Annotated in this window: 19 protein-coding genes; 5 read left to right on the top strand and 14 right to left on the bottom strand. The window is 64.7% G+C overall.

Features of this window, described 5'->3' with window-relative positions:
* Window positions 1–123: 123 nt before the first annotated feature.
* The 13 genes from RIdsm_RS08995 to RIdsm_RS08935 form a co-directional block, all read right to left on the bottom strand.
* The gene (locus tag RIdsm_RS08995) at window positions 124–1,191 is read right to left on the bottom strand and encodes a YeeE/YedE family protein (RefSeq protein ID WP_420854116.1); all 1,068 of its coding nucleotides are present in this window, start codon (window positions 1,189–1,191) and stop codon (window positions 124–126) included.
* A gap of 70 nt (window positions 1,192–1,261) precedes the next feature.
* The gene (locus tag RIdsm_RS08990; protein ID WP_143100423.1) at window positions 1,262–1,672 is read right to left on the bottom strand and encodes a DUF302 domain-containing protein; all 411 of its coding nucleotides are present in this window, start codon (window positions 1,670–1,672) and stop codon (window positions 1,262–1,264) included.
* Between the two features lie 92 nt (window positions 1,673–1,764).
* Complete coding sequence (locus RIdsm_RS08985; protein WP_057813918.1) at window positions 1,765–3,036, bottom strand: NAD(P)/FAD-dependent oxidoreductase; 1,272 nt, start codon at window positions 3,034–3,036, stop codon at window positions 1,765–1,767.
* 25 nt (window positions 3,037–3,061) lie between these two features.
* Window positions 3,062–3,730 carry a c-type cytochrome gene (locus RIdsm_RS08980; RefSeq protein WP_177228403.1) on the bottom strand — a complete coding sequence of 223 codons (669 nt, stop codon included), beginning with the start codon at window positions 3,728–3,730 and terminating at the stop codon, window positions 3,062–3,064.
* 140 nt (window positions 3,731–3,870) lie between these two features.
* Window positions 3,871–4,938, bottom strand: a complete 1,068-nt coding sequence (locus RIdsm_RS08975) for a c-type cytochrome (RefSeq protein ID WP_057813922.1) — start codon at window positions 4,936–4,938, stop codon at window positions 3,871–3,873.
* Window positions 4,922–6,196 (bottom strand): sulfite dehydrogenase, encoded by a 1,275-nt coding sequence (gene soxC, locus RIdsm_RS08970; protein WP_057813924.1) that lies wholly within the window; start codon window positions 6,194–6,196, stop codon window positions 4,922–4,924. The genes RIdsm_RS08975 and soxC overlap by 17 nt, the downstream gene beginning before the upstream one ends.
* A 27-nt stretch (window positions 6,197–6,223) precedes the next feature.
* Window positions 6,224–7,921, bottom strand: coding sequence for a thiosulfohydrolase SoxB (soxB, locus tag RIdsm_RS08965; protein WP_057813926.1), 1,698 nt, complete (start codon window positions 7,919–7,921; stop codon window positions 6,224–6,226).
* A gap of 95 nt (window positions 7,922–8,016) precedes the next feature.
* The gene (gene soxA, locus RIdsm_RS08960; RefSeq protein ID WP_057813927.1) at window positions 8,017–8,871 is read right to left on the bottom strand and encodes a sulfur oxidation c-type cytochrome SoxA; all 855 of its coding nucleotides are present in this window, start codon (window positions 8,869–8,871) and stop codon (window positions 8,017–8,019) included.
* 66 nt (window positions 8,872–8,937) lie between these two features.
* A complete protein-coding gene (gene soxZ / locus RIdsm_RS08955) occupies window positions 8,938–9,267 on the bottom strand; it encodes a thiosulfate oxidation carrier complex protein SoxZ (RefSeq protein WP_057813929.1) in 330 nt (109 codons plus the stop codon).
* Window positions 9,268–9,287: 20 nt separating this feature from the next.
* Window positions 9,288–9,707, bottom strand: a complete 420-nt coding sequence (gene soxY, locus RIdsm_RS08950; RefSeq protein WP_057814367.1) for a thiosulfate oxidation carrier protein SoxY — start codon at window positions 9,705–9,707, stop codon at window positions 9,288–9,290.
* A gap of 34 nt (window positions 9,708–9,741) precedes the next feature.
* On the bottom strand, window positions 9,742–10,221 hold the full coding sequence (soxX, locus tag RIdsm_RS08945) for a sulfur oxidation c-type cytochrome SoxX (protein ID WP_057813931.1): 480 nt from the start codon (window positions 10,219–10,221) through the stop codon (window positions 9,742–9,744).
* Between the two features lie 107 nt (window positions 10,222–10,328).
* Window positions 10,329–10,907 carry a thioredoxin family protein gene (locus tag RIdsm_RS08940; RefSeq protein ID WP_057813933.1) on the bottom strand — a complete coding sequence of 193 codons (579 nt, stop codon included), beginning with the start codon at window positions 10,905–10,907 and terminating at the stop codon, window positions 10,329–10,331.
* Window positions 10,908–10,922: 15 nt separating this feature from the next.
* A complete protein-coding gene (locus RIdsm_RS08935; protein ID WP_057814369.1) occupies window positions 10,923–11,660 on the bottom strand; it encodes a cytochrome c biogenesis CcdA family protein in 738 nt (245 codons plus the stop codon).
* A 79-nt stretch (window positions 11,661–11,739) separates the two neighbouring features.
* On the opposite strand from RIdsm_RS08935, the gene RIdsm_RS08930 reads away from it, so the two are divergent.
* The 5 genes from RIdsm_RS08930 to RIdsm_RS08910 all read left to right on the top strand — a co-directional run bounded on the left by RIdsm_RS08930 (window position 11,740) and on the right by RIdsm_RS08910 (window position 15,708).
* Window positions 11,740–12,114: a thioredoxin domain-containing protein gene (locus RIdsm_RS08930; protein ID WP_057813935.1), complete on the top strand. Its 375-nt coding sequence runs from the start codon at window positions 11,740–11,742 to the stop codon at window positions 12,112–12,114.
* The gene (locus tag RIdsm_RS08925) at window positions 12,111–12,500 is read left to right on the top strand and encodes an ArsR/SmtB family transcription factor (RefSeq protein ID WP_082647281.1); all 390 of its coding nucleotides are present in this window, start codon (window positions 12,111–12,113) and stop codon (window positions 12,498–12,500) included. The genes RIdsm_RS08930 and RIdsm_RS08925 overlap by 4 nt, the downstream gene beginning before the upstream one ends.
* A gap of 24 nt (window positions 12,501–12,524) precedes the next feature.
* Window positions 12,525–13,577 (top strand): YeeE/YedE family protein, encoded by a 1,053-nt coding sequence (locus RIdsm_RS08920; RefSeq protein WP_143100408.1) that lies wholly within the window; start codon window positions 12,525–12,527, stop codon window positions 13,575–13,577.
* Between the two features lie 100 nt (window positions 13,578–13,677).
* On the top strand, window positions 13,678–14,466 hold the full coding sequence (locus tag RIdsm_RS08915; protein ID WP_057813937.1) for an HAD-IIB family hydrolase: 789 nt from the start codon (window positions 13,678–13,680) through the stop codon (window positions 14,464–14,466).
* A gap of 21 nt (window positions 14,467–14,487) precedes the next feature.
* Window positions 14,488–15,708 (top strand): glycosyltransferase family protein, encoded by a 1,221-nt coding sequence (locus RIdsm_RS08910; RefSeq protein ID WP_057813939.1) that lies wholly within the window; start codon window positions 14,488–14,490, stop codon window positions 15,706–15,708.
* A 31-nt stretch (window positions 15,709–15,739) separates the two neighbouring features.
* Here RIdsm_RS08910 and RIdsm_RS08905 read toward each other — a convergent pair whose 3' ends face one another.
* Entirely contained in the window at window positions 15,740–17,248 is a 1,509-nt protein-coding gene (locus RIdsm_RS08905) for a hypothetical protein (RefSeq protein WP_057813941.1), read from the bottom strand.
* Window positions 17,249–17,259: the final 11 nt, after the last annotated feature.

Genomic DNA, 17,259 nt, shown 5'->3' with positions numbered 1-17,259 from the left:
AAACGGTCCGGAAAATTCCAATTTTCCGGTTGCCCCCTCGCCCGCGGCACACCCCGTTTTCCGCGCGGAAAACGGGATAGAAAATGCGCATTTTCTATCCCGGAATTTTCGAAAATTCCGGTCTCACCCCGCCGCGGCGCGCGCCGCCCCGCCGAACCGTTCCAGCCCCGCCTGCGTCGCCATCGCGCCAAGCCACATACAGAACACCGCCACCCACGCCGTCAGCGCCATGATCGCACCCCCCGACATGCCCGCACCCACCGCGCAGCCACCCGCCAGCATTGCGCCGAACCCCATCAGAACCGCGCCGACCAGGTAACGCTCCATCGGCGTGTCCGCCCCGAAGCGCTGGATCTTGAATTCTTTCGTGAGAATCGCGGTCACCCCCGAGCCTATGAACACCCCCGGCACCAGCCCTACGCCGAAGCCAAGCGGCAAGGTCGTCGTGTTCACCAGCCCCATCAGCGTATCCGTCGCCGGCCCCGTAAAGGTCACCGACGAAATCGGCACCACCTCGAACGAGACCTGCGCCACCGCGTAGGTCGCCGCCCAGCCCAGCGCCACGGCAAGCCCGACCAGCGCGGCTGCTGTCACGTGGCTCGCCTGCACGCCCCGCCGCCATGCCAGCCCGAAGGACAGCATCAGCGCCACCGCCGCCAGCACCGCCACCAGCCCGGACCCCACGCCCAGCATCGCCAACAAACTCCGCGCCTCGCCCCCCGGCACCAGCCAGAGCCGGCCCAGCGCCTCCCGCGCCGGGGCCAGCACGCCCCGCAGCGCCGATTGCGCGACCAGCGTCAGCACCAGCCCTGTCAAGAGCGCCCGCAAGTTCCCCGTCGCCGACAGCACCAGCAGCCGGCTCGCACAGCCGCGTGCCAGGATCATCCCCGACCCGAACATCAGCCCGCCGATGATCGCGCCCGACAGGCTGCCGGTCGCGGCCAGCTGGCGGGATTGCGAGACGTCGAGCCAGCCCATCGCCACCGCCCCCTGCACAGAGGCGACGGCCGCAAAGAACGCCACCAGCCAGATCGACAGCCGCGGCCCCAGCACGCCGCCCGTCACCTCCACCGCCGCCGCCCGCAGGCAGAACCGCGAATGCTGCGCGGCCGCGCCGAACAGCACGCCCACGGCCAGCCCCGCCATCATCAGGACCGCGCCGTCGCCATAGCTGTCAATCAGGGTTTCCATCATGCGACGTGCCTACGCCCGACCGGGCAGCTCCGCCTTGACATGCGTCAACTTGAATATGTTGCGCGGCCTAGTCCAGCGCCTCCTGCACGATCCCGTCGAGGAAGCTCTGCACCTCCTGCATTTCGCCCTCGGGGAAGTTGCGATAGCCGATCTGCACCTTGCCGCCCCGTTCGGTGACGAAGATGCCATAGGGGCAATGGGCGATGTTGAGCGGGTCCGCCTCCATCATCTTGCGCGACAGGATGGCGGAACAGAACTGCATCACCACGGCATCCTCGAAAAGCTTCACGTCGCTGCCCACATCCTCGCGCGTGCGGGCCAGCATCTCGCCCACGTGGCTGACATGGTCCACGACCAGCCCCTGCCCGATGATGGCGTTTTCCAGCGCAAAGCTCGCATCGTCGAAGCTGCCCTCGTAATCATAGGCCGTCACGTCCTGCGCCATGGCGGCCCCCGCCGTCAGCACGCCCAGCCCCATCGCCGCGATCAGTTGTTTCAAAGCCTGTCTCCCGCTTCCTCGTCCGCAAGCTCGGCACGGGCCGGCTTTCCCGGCCCGCGCCTCATTCGGTCTCAGCCGAACATGTCAGAGGTGATCCCCGCATACCAGCCCAGCGATTCCTCGTAGGTGGCCTTGCGCGTTTCGGCATCCTCGCCGGTCTCGCTGATGAACCCGTCGACCTTGGCGATCTTCTCGTCGGTCGCCTCGTAGGTCGCGCCCACCTTCACGCCGTCATCGGCGTCGATCAGCGACCAGCAGGTGTTCGAGAACTTCGCGGGGAAGACCTTCGACCCGGTCAGCGCACCCCGCACGGCGTTGGCACAGACCTTGGCCTGGCTGTTGGCCGAGAAGCCCGATTTCGGCATGTCCCCGGCATTCGTCGCATCGCCCAGAACATGCACGTTCTCGTCCACCCGGCTTTGCATCGTGGCCGGCACGATCTGGCAGAACCCGCTCTCGTCGGTCAGCCCGGCCAGCTCGGCGATCCGGCCCGCCTTCTGGGCGGGGATCACGTTGCAGGCCGCGACCTCTTCGACCATCCCGTCGATATCGATGGTCATCCCCTGCGGGTCGACGCTGACGTTCTGCCCGCCGAAATCCGGCCCGATCCATTCGATCATGCCGCCGTAATGCGTCTGCCAGCCCTCCTCGAACAGCGCCTGTTTCGAGAATTTCGGCTTCGGATCGGCAATCAGGATCTTCGCGGTCGGGTTCCGCTGCTTCAGCACATGCGCCACCATCGACACCCGCTCGTAAGGGCCGGGCGGACAGCGATAGGGGTTGGGCGGCGCCACCATGCCAAAGACGCCCCCCTCGGGCATCGCCTCGATCTGCGCCCGCAGAAGCTGCGATTGCGAGCCTGCCTTGTAGGCATGCGGCATGGCGTTCTGCGCGGTGATGTCCCAGCCGGGCACCGCGCCCTCGACGAAATCGATCCCCGGGCTCAGGATCAGCCGGTCATATTCCAGCACGGGGCCGCCGGCGAGGCTCACGGTCTTCGCATCGCGGTCCACCTCGACGGCCCAGTCATGAATGACGTTGATCCCGTACTCGGCCGCCAGCGTGCCGTAGGTATGGCCGATATCCCCGATCTCCTTGAAGCCGCCAAGATAGAGGTTCGAGAAGAAACAGGTGAAATACTCCCGCGTCGGTTCGACCAGCGTGACGCTGACCTCGCCCTTGCTGTCCTTGGCGATATAGCGGGCCGCCGTCGCGCCCCCCGCCCCGCCGCCGATCACCAAGACACGCGGTTTCGCCATGCCCTGCGCCATCACCTTCGGCGCCGCAAGGCTCGCCGCCGCCACCGCGCCGGTGCCGATGAAACTCCGTCTGTTCAAGGTCATTTTCGGATCCTCCTCCCTGGTTGCGCTAACCGTCGAGCTCCTTGAAATAGGCCGCGAGGGCAGCAATCTCCTCGTTCGACAACCGCCCTGCCATCATCTGCATCACCGGGTGCGGGCGCAGCTTGTTCTTGTAGGCATGCATGGCCACGACGAAATCCTCCTCGGGCCAGCGGGTGATGGACGGGATGCCGTCCGCGGAGCCGTCCGCCTGGTGACAGGTCAGACATTCGGTGGCGAGATATTCGCCGTATTCCGGGTCGCCCTCAAGGGCGAGAATGGCAGGGTCGAGGTCGTGATCGGTGCCCAGCGCGGTGGGCTCGGCCTCGGGAATGTTGGCCGGGTTGTCCGAGAACGTCCGCAGATAGGCCAGCAGATCGGCGCGCTGCTGGTCGTCCTTCATGCCACGATAGCTCATCCGCGTCTTCGACACCAAGGCGCGGGGGTTCTTCACGTAGGCGTCCAGCGTCTCGAGCGTCCAGACCAGCCCGTCCGCCGACATTCGCTCCATCGCCTCGGAATAGGCGAACCCCTCGTGCGCCCCGGCCTGCCGTCCGAAGATACCGTTCAGATGCGGCCCGATCCGGTCCTCCGCGCCCTTGCCTATCTGGTGACAGCCCTTGCACTGGCCGAACGCCTCCGCGCCCTTCTCGGCATCGCCGATCAGTTCGGCCTGCGCCGCGCCCGCAAGCCCCATCCCAAGAAAAAACAAAGCGGCCAGCCGATATCCGGCCCGCCGCTTCTTCTGGCCCAAAATATCCCCGCCGGAGGCATCCGACATCGCGTCGCCATGTCTCCGGCAGGGACCAGGGAGAAACGTAAACCCCACCGCCCCGATCACTCGAAGGTCGACAGATAGGCAGCGATCGCGGCCTGGTCCTCGTCCTTCCGCAGACCGGCAAAGGCCATCTTGGTGCCCTTGAGATACTTGCGCGGGTTGGCCAGGAATTCGCCCAGCGTTTCCTCGGTCCAGACAAGCCCGCCCTCGGCGGCCTCTTCCAGCGCCTTGGAATAGCGGAAGTCCTCGACCGAGCCGGCGGCCCGGCCCATCACCCCGTTCAGCACGGGGCCGGTGCGGTTCTTGGCGCCCTCGCCGACCTGGTGGCAGGCCTTGCACTTGCGGAACACCTTCTCGCCTGCCTCGACCAGCGCCGGGTCCGGCGCGGCGGCCGGCTCTTCGGAAGCCGCAGGCTCCTCCACGGCCGCCTCTTCCACCACGGCGGTCTCGGCCTCGGCCTTCTGCTCCTCGAAGGCGGCGTCGTTCTCGGCCTCTTCCTCTTGCGGCGTCACGTCCAGCACGCGGGCGCGCATGGTGATCTCGACGTTATCCTTGCAATTCTCCATGCAAGGCTCGTCCTGCCAGAAATGGCTTTCCGCCTCTTCCCGGTCATCCACGATGAACCCGTCGGCATTGGGCATTTCCACCTCGAGGAAATTCTCGTTCGACAGAACGAAATCTTCCTCCACCAGGTAGTTGGAATAAAGGATATAGGCCGTGATCGCGTAGACATCGTCATTCGACAGCGACTGCGCGTTGCCGAAGGGCATCGAGCGGTGCACGTAATCCCACACGGTCGACAGGTAGGGCCAGTAGGAGCCCACGGTCTTTACCGGGTCCTTGTCGGCGAGCGTCCCGTCGCCCCCGGCCAGCTTCGGCCAGTTGTCGACGCCCTCGGCGAAATCGCCGTGGCACGAGGCGCAGTTCTCCGAGAACAGCATCTCGCCATCCTCGACCGAGCCCGACCCTTCGGGCAGCCCGCTGCCATCGGGATGGATATCGAGGTTCCACGCGGCAATCTCCTCGGGCAGCGCCGGCCGGCCCAGCCCGTATTGCCCGGCCAGAACCGGCGCGGCCAGAAGGCCCACGCCAAGGGTCAGCGCGGTGGCTTTAAGATACTTCGACATTTTCGGCCTCCCCGGTCTCGCGGACCCACCAGGTCTGGATGCAGTTGTTGTGATAGATCGAGTTCTCGCCGCGCACCTCACGCAGCTGCGCCTTGGTGGGCTGCACGTAACCCGTGTCGTCCATGGCGCGCGATTGCAGCAGCATCTCGCCGCCGTCCCACTCGGTATCGAGGTAGAACCGCGTCAGCGCCCGTGTCTCGCCCGGCTTGGCCAGCCTTGCGGTCTCCCACGTCTTGCCGCCGTCCTTCGACACGTCGACACGGGTGATCGCGCCCCGGCCGGACCAGGCCAGCCCGGTGATGACCAGCGGCCCGGGCCCGTGGGTGATGGGCGATTGCGGGCTGGGCGCGGTGACGACAGACTTCGCGTCCATCTCCCAGGTCCACTTGCGGCTCGTGCCATCGGCCAGCGTGTCGGTATATTTCGACGTCTCCTCGCGGCTTTCGACAGGCGCGTCCATCACCTCGACCCGGCGCAGCCACTTGACCCACATATTGCCTTCCCAGCCCGGCACGACCAGCCGCACGGGATAGCCATGCTCCTTGCGCAGCGCCTCGCCATTGGCCTTGAACGCCACCAGCACGTCATCCAGCGCCTTCTCCATCGGGATCGAGCGGCCGTTCGACGAGGCATCGGCGCCCTCGACATAGACCCACTTGCCGTCGGTGCTGTAACCGGCCTCCTCGAGGATCGTGCGCAGCGGCACGCCGGTATATTCCATGTTGTGAATCATGCCATGGGTGAACTGTGCGCCGTTCAGCTGCGCGCCCGCCCATTCCATGCCGGTATTGGCGGCGCATTCGCAGAAATAGACGTGGTTTTCCCGCGGGAAGCGCGTCAGGTCCTCGTAGGTGAAGACCAGCGGCGTCTCGACCATGCCGTTGATCATCAGCCGGTAATCTTCCTTCCGCAGCTCGATCGCGCCCGAATGGTGCCGCTCGAAGGCGCAGCCCTGCGGGGTGATCGTGCCGTCCAGCGCGTGAATGGGCGTGAAGTTGATCGAGCTGATCGTGTCGGCCGTCAGCCATTCCACGTTCCGCCGGATCACGTCATCCTCGAACCGGATCGGCAGGCCATAGGGCGTCGCATCGACCCCGTCGCCGAACCCGGCGGCCCAGTCCTGCACCTCGGTGATCAGCGGATCGGGCTCGGCCGCCTTCGCGGCCCCTGCCCCGGCCCCCGCCGCCACGGCGGCCGCCGCGCTGCCGCGCAGGAACGCCCGGCGCGAGGTGGTATTCTTCATGAAGCTCTCTGACATCTTTCTCAGGCCTCCTCGGTCGTCTGCTCAGATACCCGTCACGGTGACGCTAGTGTTTTCGGAAAGGCTGACTGTGCCCAGCTTGCGCACGTGGCTTTCCACCACGTCCCAGATCGGCGGGCCCTCGGTGCCCTCGTTCACGCTGGCCCAGCCGGCCACGACATAAGTTTTCGCCGGGTCGATCGCCTCGCCGGTCTTCAGCAGGGTCATCTCGGAAATCCGCTCGCCCTGCGGCTTGGACACGTCGATCCGGTAGCCCATGCCGCCGGTGCGCACCATGTCGCCGCCCTGCTGGTAATAGGGGTTGGGGTTGAAGATGTTGTCGGCCACGTCCTCGAGCACCACCTTCAGGAATTCCCCCGTCATTTCATTGCGATAGGCGTTGGGATAGGACATCGAGGTGACGTTCCAGATGTCCTCGCGCGTGATGTCGTCGCCGGGGATCAGGCTTGGCCCCCAGCGCACGCCGGGCGACAGGGCGATATCCGCCTCCCGCTCCGACAGAAGCGCATCGCAGATCAGGTCGTCCCACGTGCCGTTGAAGTTGCCACGGCGGTAGAGCAGGCTGTCGGTCTGCCCGATCACCTCGCCCATCTCGGCCTCGTAGGGCGCGCGCTGCTCGTCGATCAGCGCGGTCATCTCCGCATCGGGTTCGATCACGTCCGAGAAGATCGGGATCAGCTTGTGCCGGAAGCCCATCATCCGCCCGTCGCGCACGTCGAGGTCCACCCGGCTGACGAACTTGCCGTTCGAGCCGCTCGCCACGATCATCGTCTCGCCCACCAGCACCGGCTCGGGCACGGCATCGTGGGTGTGGCCCGACAGGATCACGTCGATCCCTTCCACCACGGTCGCCATCTGCTTGTCGACGTCGAACCCGTTATGGCTCAGCAGAACGACCAGCTCGGCCCCCTGCCCGCGCACCTCGTTCACCATCTCCTGCATCCGCTCGTCGCGGATACCGAAGCTGAAATCGGGGAACATCCAGCCGGGGTTGGCGATGGGCATGTAGGGGAAGGCCTGCCCGATCACCGCGATCTTGGTTCCGCCCCGCTCGAAGAACTGGTACGGCGCGAACTCCTCCGAGGGCTCATCCCACTCGGCGTCGAAAATGTTCTGACCGAGCGCCGCGAAGGGCAGCCCCTCGACCAGCTCGCGCACCCTGTCCTGCCCCAGCGTGAACTCCCAGTGGAAGGTCATCGCGTCGGGCTTGAGCGCGTTCATCACGTTGACCATGTCCTGGCCTTCCGTGTGATAGCAGGTGTAGGAGCCGTGCCACGTATCGCCGCCGTCCAGCAGGATCGCATCGGGCCGGTCGGCGCGGATGGCGTTCACCACCGTCGCCACACGGTCCATCCCGCCCATCTTGCCATAGGCCTGCGCCAGCGACGAGAAATCGTCATAGGTCAGCGCATAGTTCAGCGGGCTGCCATCCTCGATGCCGTACATCTTCCGGAACTCGGCGCCGGTGATATGCGGCACCTTCCCCTTGTTCGACCCCACGCCGATATTCACCTCCGGCTCGCGGAAATAGATCGGCTTCAGCTGGGCATGGATATCGGTCACGTGAATGAGGCTCACGTTGCCGAACGTGTCGAACTGCAGAAGATCGTCCTGCGTCAGCGATTGCTGTGCTGCCAGCTTCGCCCAGTTGCCGAACCCGCTGGCGCCCACCAGCGCCGAAGCGGCCATGCTGACCTGAAGGAAATCGCGGCGAGAAATCATGTTTTGCGCATCCTGACCCGCTATGACATGCGGAATTTTGAATGTGTTTAGGTAAGGAAAACCCCGCAACGCGCAGGCGATGCGGGGCTATCCGCTTAGTTACGTACCGACGGCCCTTCGACCGACAGGCCATTGCCGCGGCTCGCGACATAGAGTTCCAGCGCCACGAATTCGGGGCTGCCGGGCTTGTAGGTCTCGGCGCGCGTATCCCGCACGCAGCCCTTGAACCGGGCATGTGCCGTGTTCAGCTTGGCGTTCTTCAGGCGGTAGACCGGGAAGCCGTTGATCTGGCCCTGGCTCAGGTGGTCGGCCCGGATCATGTTGCCATAGTTGTCTTCGTGGCAATTCGCGCAGCTCAGCTCAAGCTGGCCGGTGCGCGTGTAGTACAGCTCCTTGCCCCAGGCCCAGGTGCTTTCGGCCGGGCCGTCGATGGCCACGTCGACCGGCATCCCGCGCGACTGAACCGAGATCAGCGCTTCCATGTTGGCCATCTGGCCGCTGGTATAGCCATAAGGCTCTGCGCCCATCCGCTCTTCCCGGCAGGTGTTGATCTGCTGGGCCAGCGTCCGGACTTCCTCGGCGTTGTCGTTCCACTTCGGATAGACCGCGCGCACACCCTTCATGCTTTCGGCCGGATCGTCATGGCAGCTCGCGCAGGACTTGTTCTCGGTGCCTTCCACCGTGTCCCATTGCTCCTGGCCGATATCGACGAACACCATGCCGGGGTTGTCGAAATCATCCGCTTCCAGCGCCTGGGTCTCGTCCGACCGGAAATGCCAGCCCGAGATGATCTCGTCGATCCCGGTCTCCGACATATGCTCGGGCGCGGCTGTCTTCGTCACCATTTCCATATCGCCATTGATGACCAGCGTGTCGTCATCCGGGCCGGCCATGGCCAGACCGGGCGCGACAAGCAGTGCGGCAACGGCGGTGAGTGCTCTGAATTTCATGTATATTTATCCTCCCTGGCTTGCCCCGCGCCCGGGCGTCCGGGCGAAGGGGTCGCTTGCAGATCCTCAGCCGACCGCGATTTCCTGGCTGTCCTCGTAGACCGAGCCATCGTCGTCGTTCCAGACGAACTTGAACTCGCCCGCCTCGGGCACCTTGGCGTCGAACTCGAAATACGGGTTGGTCGAGATCGCGGGCTCCATCTTCACGTCGATCACCGTTTCCCCGTTAAAGGTACAGGTGAAGTGATTGATGATCGACCGCGGGATCTTGTTGCCGTCGCTATCCGTGCGCTGACCCGATTCCATCTTGTGGCTGATCAGGGTCTTGATCGTGATCACGTCTCCGGCCGAGGCCTTCTTGGGGACTTTCACGCGGGGGCGTACACCTTTTGCCATCTGTCTTGTCTCCTTCTCGCTCAGCCGCCGCAGCCGCCAATGGTGACTTTCACGGTTTTCGTCGACTTGGCAAAGCTGCCATCGGCCATCTTCGCCACGGCGATCACGTCCTGCGTGGTGGCAAGGCGGATGCGCGTCTTGGCGCGGCTGGCGCCGGCCAGCGGGCCGAAATTGAACGTCGCCACGGGCGGGGTCGGGTTGCCGGCCGCCAGTACCATGATCGAAACCGCGCCCTCGGCGCCCACTTCGATCGGAACGGTGTTGCCGTTCTCGGCAATCTCCGGCGCGTCGAGATCGACGCCGCTGTCGGCCACGTCGGCCCCGCCGGTGAACTCGGCGATCAGGTCATCGGTCGCCGAGGCCATCGCCGGCATCGGCAGCGCGGCGACGGCGGCCGTGGCCGCACCGATCACCAGCGTTTCGCGTCTTGTGAATTCCATCTTCATCTCCTTTGGCAGTCTCTCGCGAGAGACGTCATTCTTCCTTGAGCGTCATCAGAAAGGCGACGACGTCTTCAACTTGCTGTCCGCTCAGCAGCGGCGGAAGCGGCTCCTCGGCCGCCTTGCCGGTGAACGCGTCACCGGGGCGAATGTAGCCGTCGACCTTGTAGTAGGCCGGCATCATCGTGCCCGGGAACGTCTTCTTGGCGTTGCTCACGATCCCGCGCAGGTCGGCTTCCGTCCAGCGATCGCCCGCGCCATCCAGCATCGGGCCGATTTCGCCATGAAACGGTGCATCCTCCAGCGCCGTGACCTGGTGACAGGAAATGCAGTTCCCCATCGATTTGGTCTTCATGATGACCGCCCCGTTTTCCGGATCGCCCGGCGTGCCGGTCAGCGAGGTCTCGACAGAGCCGTATTCGTCGAACTTGACCTCTTTCGGGGCAACCTCGGCCGCCGTGACGGCAACTGTCGTTGCCAGTACGGCGATGGCTGTTGTGGTGAGTGTGCGCATGTGTCCTCCCGTTACACATTCAACTTTTTGTATATCATAGGACACAACGACAGACCCCGGCAAGATTAAATTCCGATTTTTGAATTTATCGCAACAATCTGTCGCGATCAGTCCGTCTTGCCGTCGTCGCGTTCCTTTATCCTTCTTGCGTGATAACGTTGAAAATCTTCGCCATTATCCAACTCATACCGTTTTTCTTCGACCCAGGTCATCAGGTCAAGCGTTGTCCCCTTGGAAAACGCCCCGGGCTGCGAGGCCACCGCCGCCTGTGCCGCGTTTTTACCCTCTTCCACCTCTTCCGGCAGGTAGAGAATCGTCGGCGTGAACAACAGGCCCCACTTCCGCGCCGCCGCCTTCTCGGTCATCGCCTCGCCGTCGAAATCGACGATCTCGGTGTCGCCGTGCAGGTTCATCTGCACCACGAAGTAATTGTCGCGGATGTAATCCGCCACCTCCGCGTCGGAAAAAACCTCCTCGTGCATCTTCCGGCAATAGACACAGCCACGCTGTTCAAAGAGCAGCATCAGCCGCTTGCCCTCGGCATTGGCCTCGGCCAGATCCTCGTTCAGGTCCTTGAACGTCTCGCGCATCCAGTCGGCCTTGTGCAGCCCGTCATCGCCCATCTCGGCGGCATAGACCGGCAGCGCCAGCATCAGCGCGGCAACCAAACTCATCAGGCGTGTCATGACATCTCTCCTCCGTCAGATGTTCTGAAAGGCCGGGAACGCATCGAGCATCCACTCGGCGATGTAATTGACGCTGTCGGTCGCGATCAGCACGGCGAACACGATCAGCAGAAGCCCCATCGCCTTTTCCACCTTAGGCAAATGGCGCCGGAATTTCGAGGCGAAACGCAAAAACGGCCCGATGAACAGCGCCGCGATCATGAAGGGCGTCGTCATCGCCAGCCCGAACACCAGCAGCAACACCAGCCCCCGCATCGCCGTCGCCTCGGTCGAGGCGGTGAAAACCACCGCCGTCAGAACCCCGCCCACGCAGGGCGTCCAGCCCGCGGCAAAGGCGAACCCCACCAGGTACGCCCCCATCACCGACATCTTCTGGGTCGAGCCCGCCTCCATCTGGAACACCCGGTTCAGGAACCCGATCTTCAGCACGCCCAGGAAATGCAGCCCGAGGATGAACACGATCAGCGCCGCCACCAGCCGGAACTCGGTCTGCACCGACCGGAACGCCTGGCTCAGCCCGAAGGCGGCCGCCCCCAGCAGCACGAAAACGGTGATGATTCCCAGCGAGAACATGACCGACGCAAGGAACGCCCGCCGCCGCACGCCCGGCGGCAAGGCCCCGTCGCCGCTGATCTCCTGCATTGACGCACCGGCCATGTAGCTTAAGTAGAACGGCACAATCGGCAGGACGCAGGGCGAAAAGAATACGATCAGCCCGCCAACAAAGGCACTGATCAGCGAAACGTCCAGCATCATTCACCGCCTACCAAGCTTGATCGCATTTCATATTCAAACTATTGTATATGACACGATCCCGTCAACCGGAGCTTTCATGCCCAAGCCACTCGCGATTGTCACGGGCCTTTTCCTGGCCGGTCTTGCCGCCCTGCCCCTGCGGGCGGCCGAGCTTGTCATGGTCCAGCGGCCCGGCTGCCACTGGTGCCAGCAATGGAACGAGGAGATCGGCATAAGCTACCACAAGACCGAGGAGGCCCGCCGCGCCCCCCTTCGCCGTGTCGAGATCAGCGCCCTGCCCGAGGACATAGACTTCGCCTCGAAACCGGTCTTCACCCCCACCTTCGTGCTGGTCGAAGACGGCCAGGAACTGGGCCGGATCGAAGGCTACCCGGGCGCGCATTTCTTCTGGCCGATGCTCGACCAGCTGCTCGACGCCCACCCCGAGGCCACCAAGCCGGGCGGGTCATGAGACTGGGCTTCCATCGCGGGCGCGCACCCTCGCCCCCTGCCGATGACGCCCCCCTGCCGCCCGAACCCCCGGCCCCCGTCCCGCAGGACGAGCTTGACCGAATCGTGCAGAGCGCGGCCGACGCCTCGGCTTTCCTCAAGGCCATCAGCCACGAGGGCCGCCTGCTGATCCTCTGCCATCTCTCCTCCGGCGAAAAGTCCGTCACCGAGCTCGAAGACCTGCTCTCGGCCCGTCAGGCGGCGGTCTCGCAACAGCTCTCGCGCCTGCGCACCGAGGGGCTCGTGACTCCAAGGCGCGAGGGCAAGGCGATCTACTACCGTTTGACAGATAACCGCGCCATCAGAATACTGGATACCGTCTACGAGCTTTTCTGCCGGTGCGGCTGAGGCTCTGACACGGGAGGAGAAAACGTGTTTCAAGGTCTGTCGGATGCGACGCTGATGGCCCTCGTGGGCCTGTTCGGCGGCGGCCTCCTGGGGCTCGCGGCGCGGCTGGGTCGGTTCTGCACCCTCGGCGCCATCGAGGATGTCCTCTACCAGCACAGCTCCGTCCGCCTGCGGATGTGGGTGCTCGCCATCGGCGTGGCGGTGATCGGCGTTCACCTTCTGGCAGGTTTCGGCGCGGTCGACCTTGCCGAAACCCTCTACCTCTCCTCGCCCTGGTCCCCCGTCGCCAGCATCGCGGGCGGGCTCATCTTCGGCTACGGCATGTCGATCGCCGGCCATTGCGGCTTCGGCGCGCTCGCCCGCTCGGGCGGGGGCGATTTCCGCGCCTTCGTCATCGTGCTGGTCATGGGCATCTCGGCCTATATCATGCTCTCCGGTCCCCTCGCATCGGCCCGCGTGGCGCTCATATCCACCACCGAGGTCAATCTCGAGACCTTCTCCATCGCCGGTGTCATCGGCCAGATCGCGGGCAGCGGGCCGGTCGGGCCGGGGCTGGTCATCGGCCTCGCCATATCGGCCGCGGCACTGGCCTCCAAAGACTTCCTCACGAAACCCGCCACACTCATCTGGTCCGTCATGGTCGGCCTCGCCATCGTCTCGGGCTGGTGGGGCACCTCGGCCATCGTTCACAGCCATCTCAGCGCCCTGCCCGTCGTGTCGCACACCTACTCGGCTCCCTTGGGCGAAACCCTCCTCTATGTCATGACATCCAGCGGCGGCGGCATCAGCTTCGGCGTCGGCTCCGTTCTGGGCGTGCTCGCCGGCGCCTTCGCCGGCAGCCTCATCAAGGGCCATTTCCGGTGGGAGGCCTGCGAAGACCCCCGCGAACTGCGCCGGCAGGTGCTGGGCGCGGTGCTGATGGGCTTCGGCTCGGTCCTGGCCCTCGGCTGCACCATCGGCCAGGGGCTCTCGGCCTTCTCGGTGCTGGCCTTCTCGGCGCCGGTCACCTTCGTCGCCATCTTCATCGGCGCGGCCATCGGCCTGCGGCAGCTGATCACCGGCTTCGCCATGTCCTGAACCCGGCGCACTGCCCCTGCGGCACCCGAAAAACCCGTTTACGATCCTGACCTTGCGCGGCTATCCTCGTAGGCGAATTGCAAGCCGACGCGACGGACATATGAACGCCCCGGATTTCCTGATCTTCTCCGATCTCGATGGCACCCTTCTGGGGCATGACGACTATTCCTGGGCCCCGGCCAAACCCGCCCTCGATGCCCTGAAGGCGCGCGGCTGCGGCGTCATCCTCGCCAGCAGCAAGACCGCCGCCGAAATCGCCCCGCTCCGCGCCGAAATGGGCCTTTCCGACTGGCCCGCCATCGTCGAAAACGGCGCCGGCCTGCTCGACCCCGGCGACGTCACCGGCAGCACCGGCGATGACAACATATACCGCGACCTGCGCGCCCGCCTCGGCGACCTTCCGGAAGGCTTTCACGGCTTCGGCGACATGGACACGGCCGAAGTCGCCGCCACCACCGGCCTGCCGGAACAGGATGCCGCCCGCGCCCGCCAGCGCCGCTTTTCAGAACCCGGCCTCTGGACGGGAACCGACGCCGCCCTCGAACGTTTCCTCGAAGCCGCAGATGCGGCCGGCCTCTCCGCCCGGCGCGGCGGCCGTTTTCTCACCCTCTCTTTCGGAGGCACAAAGGCCGGCCGCATGGACGACATCATCGAAACCTACCGCCCGCGCCATACCATCGCCCTCGGCGATGCACCGAACGATACCGAGATGCTTGAGCGGGCCGATATCGGCGTCATCATCCGCAACGACGCCGCCCCGCCCCTGCCCAAGATGCCGGGCGAGGACAGCGGCCGCATTCGCCGCACCACCGAAGAAGGCCCCGCAGGCTGGTGTCAGGCCGTGCTTGGGCTTATGCAGGAACTCGGGCGCACGCCCGCACGGAATTGAATTACGAAAGCAGGTCAGGGCATGAGCGATTTTCACCAGAACGGCAACATCACCACCCTCCACAACCTGCGCACCCGCAGCCTGGACGACCTCGAATACGAGCTTCAGGCCTTCGGCGAAAGCCGCCGCATCACCCTGGTGCTGCCCTGCCTCTATTCCGAGCTCGAAGGCCCGGCGCTGCCAAATATCCTCAACGAGCTCAAGACCGTCCCCTACCTGCACCGGATCATTGTCGGGCTCGATCAGGCCGACGAGGCCCAGTTCCGCCACGCGCGGGAATTCTTCTCCGAGCTGCCCCAGACCCACATGGTGCTCTGGAACGAAAGCCCCCGCATGCTCGCCTTGGGCGAACGGCTCAAGGAACACGGCCTCTACCCGCAGGAGCCCGGCAAGGGCAAGAATGTCTGGACCTGCATGGGCTATCTCATCGCCTGCGCCGACAGCTCGGTCATGGCCATCCACGACTGCGATATCCTGACCTATGACCGCTCGATGCTGGCCTCGCTGGTCTACCCGGTCGCCAACCCGACCTTCCCCTACCAGATGGCCAAGGGCTATTACCCCCGCATCGGCGAGGGCAAGCTGAACGGCCGGGTGACGCGCCTGCTGGTCAGCCCGCTGCTCATTGCGCTCAAGAAGGTGGTGGGCGACCGAGACTACCTCGATTACCTGCGCAGCTTCCGCTATCCGCTGTCGGGCGAGTTCGCCCTGCGCACGCAAACCCTGCCCGACCTGCGCATCCCCTCCGACTGGGGGCTTGAAATCGGCGTGCTGTCCGAAGCCTGGCGCAACCTTGCCCCGCAATCGGTCTGCCAGGTCGAGATTTCCGACGCCTATGACCACAAGCACCAGGACCTCTCGGAAGAGGACGCCAGCAAGGGCCTGAGCCGCATGTCCACCGACATCTGCAAGGCGATCTTCCGCAAGCTCGCCTCCGACGGCACCGTGTTCACCCCCAACCTCTTCCGCACGCTCAAGGCCACCTATTACCGCCAGGCGCTCGACCTGCTGGAAAGCTACTACAACGACGCCAAGATGAACGGCCTGCGCGTCGACCGCCACAAGGAGGAGAAGTCGGTCGAGCTCTTCGCCGAGAACATCATCCGGGCGGGCCAGATCTTCCTCGAGAACCCCAACGAAAGCCCCTTCATCCCCACCTGGAACCGCGTCCACGCCGCCGATTCAGCGTTCCTCCGCGACCTCAAGCAGGCCGCCAACGAAGACGCGGCGGAGTTCGCCTGAGGCGCTTTTCACCGCGCGGGGAACGGCCGCCTCAGTTCATCGTGCGCTGGACGTAAAGCTGCAATTCACCGGCAATGACATGCGCGGTCGCGATCAGGCCAAGCTCGGGCCATAGCCCGTCGATCGCGTAGAGGTAGATATCCTCTTCCGTGGTCAATGCGCCCCCGTCGACATAATCCTGCGGCGCATGCCCGCCCGAGATGGTCAGCCCTTCCCGGCTTTCGACCATCTGCCGGAACTGCCCGGCAAGCTCTTCGGTATCGGCCCCGTGGAACTCGCCGATCACGGAACAGTCCCTGACCTGCCTGTTGCCGACGATATGCAGTTCGACCTCGTCATAGGTGGTCCCGTCTCTCGCATAGACAGAGACAAGTTTCTTGTCGGGGCTCACAGAGGTCACCCTCTCCCCCGCCGGGCCCGGTGTCTCGATACCGGCAAGATAGGCGTCGGGGTCGCCAAGCACCTGCGTGCAGGTTTTGGTGAAGCGCTCAAGGACGGCGTCGGGCGAAGCCTGTGCATCGCCTTCCGAAACCAGCTCTTCCGTATCCGGCGCATCCTCCGCCGCCACGGCATCCTCCACCGCACAGCCTTCCAGCGAGGCGACCGCGCGAAACGGATGTGTCTGCCCGCCCGCTGTCCGAAAGGTGCCTATTACCAAGCCGTATCCGCTTATCCGGGACCCATCCGCGCCAAGGAAGTGCCCTCGCATGAAGGGGATCTCTCCCGAGATCGAAACCATATCGGTCGGGCCATGCCCCGCGACCCGCGAACTGTCGGCTGAAAAACGCCCTGTCGCCGAGAAGCTGCCATCGCCGTTATAGGTGATCGACAGCCCGCCATCGGCCTTGCCGTAGTGATCTCCGAAACCGGTGTCGATCTCGACCGTGCCGCCTGCGTCGCCAAACCGGATCGAGGCCCACAAGCCACCGTCCTCGCCAAGCTCGTAGGACTCAAGGGTGCGCGTTGCCATCTCGGACTGCGAAAACCGCATGATCCAGAGCAGCACCCGCGCCTCATCCGCCCGAGGCCGCGCCGCCGTTTCGCCGATGACATACCCTTCCTGCCAGCCGAACCCGGTTTCCTTGAAATCCCGCAACGCGTCGGCATTGGGTATCGTGTACTCGAACGCATTTCTCGGCTCTGAAGACTCGCATTCCTCGGTGCCCTCGCCGAAAAGGAAGGACACATTGTTGCGCGCATAGCGTTCATCCCCCGACGGGAAGTCCTCGAACAGGCGGAAGTTGGGCCCATCCTTGGTCAGCGTGAGACCCGAGAGTTCCTCTGCGGCAAGCGCAACGCCCTGGTCTTCGAGCAGGCAGAAATCGCTGAACCGGATGATGTGATCCGACGGTGCGTAAAGATACGGCCCGAACCCATAGGTCCCGCTGCACGCCTCGATGCGATAGTCGATCAGCGGATCACCGGAAATGGGCTTGTTCGGCACGACGTCCGGCAGGGTGCCTTGCGCGATCCCCGCCCCTGGAATGACGATAACCCACAACAGCGCCGCAACCGCGCGAAACATCTTGCCAAAACCCATGACCCACCCCT

The organism is Roseovarius indicus, from assembly GCF_008728195.1.
In the GTDB taxonomy this organism is placed as follows: domain Bacteria; phylum Pseudomonadota; class Alphaproteobacteria; order Rhodobacterales; family Rhodobacteraceae; genus Roseovarius; species Roseovarius indicus.
This window is presented reverse-complemented; position numbering and strand designations above follow the sequence as displayed.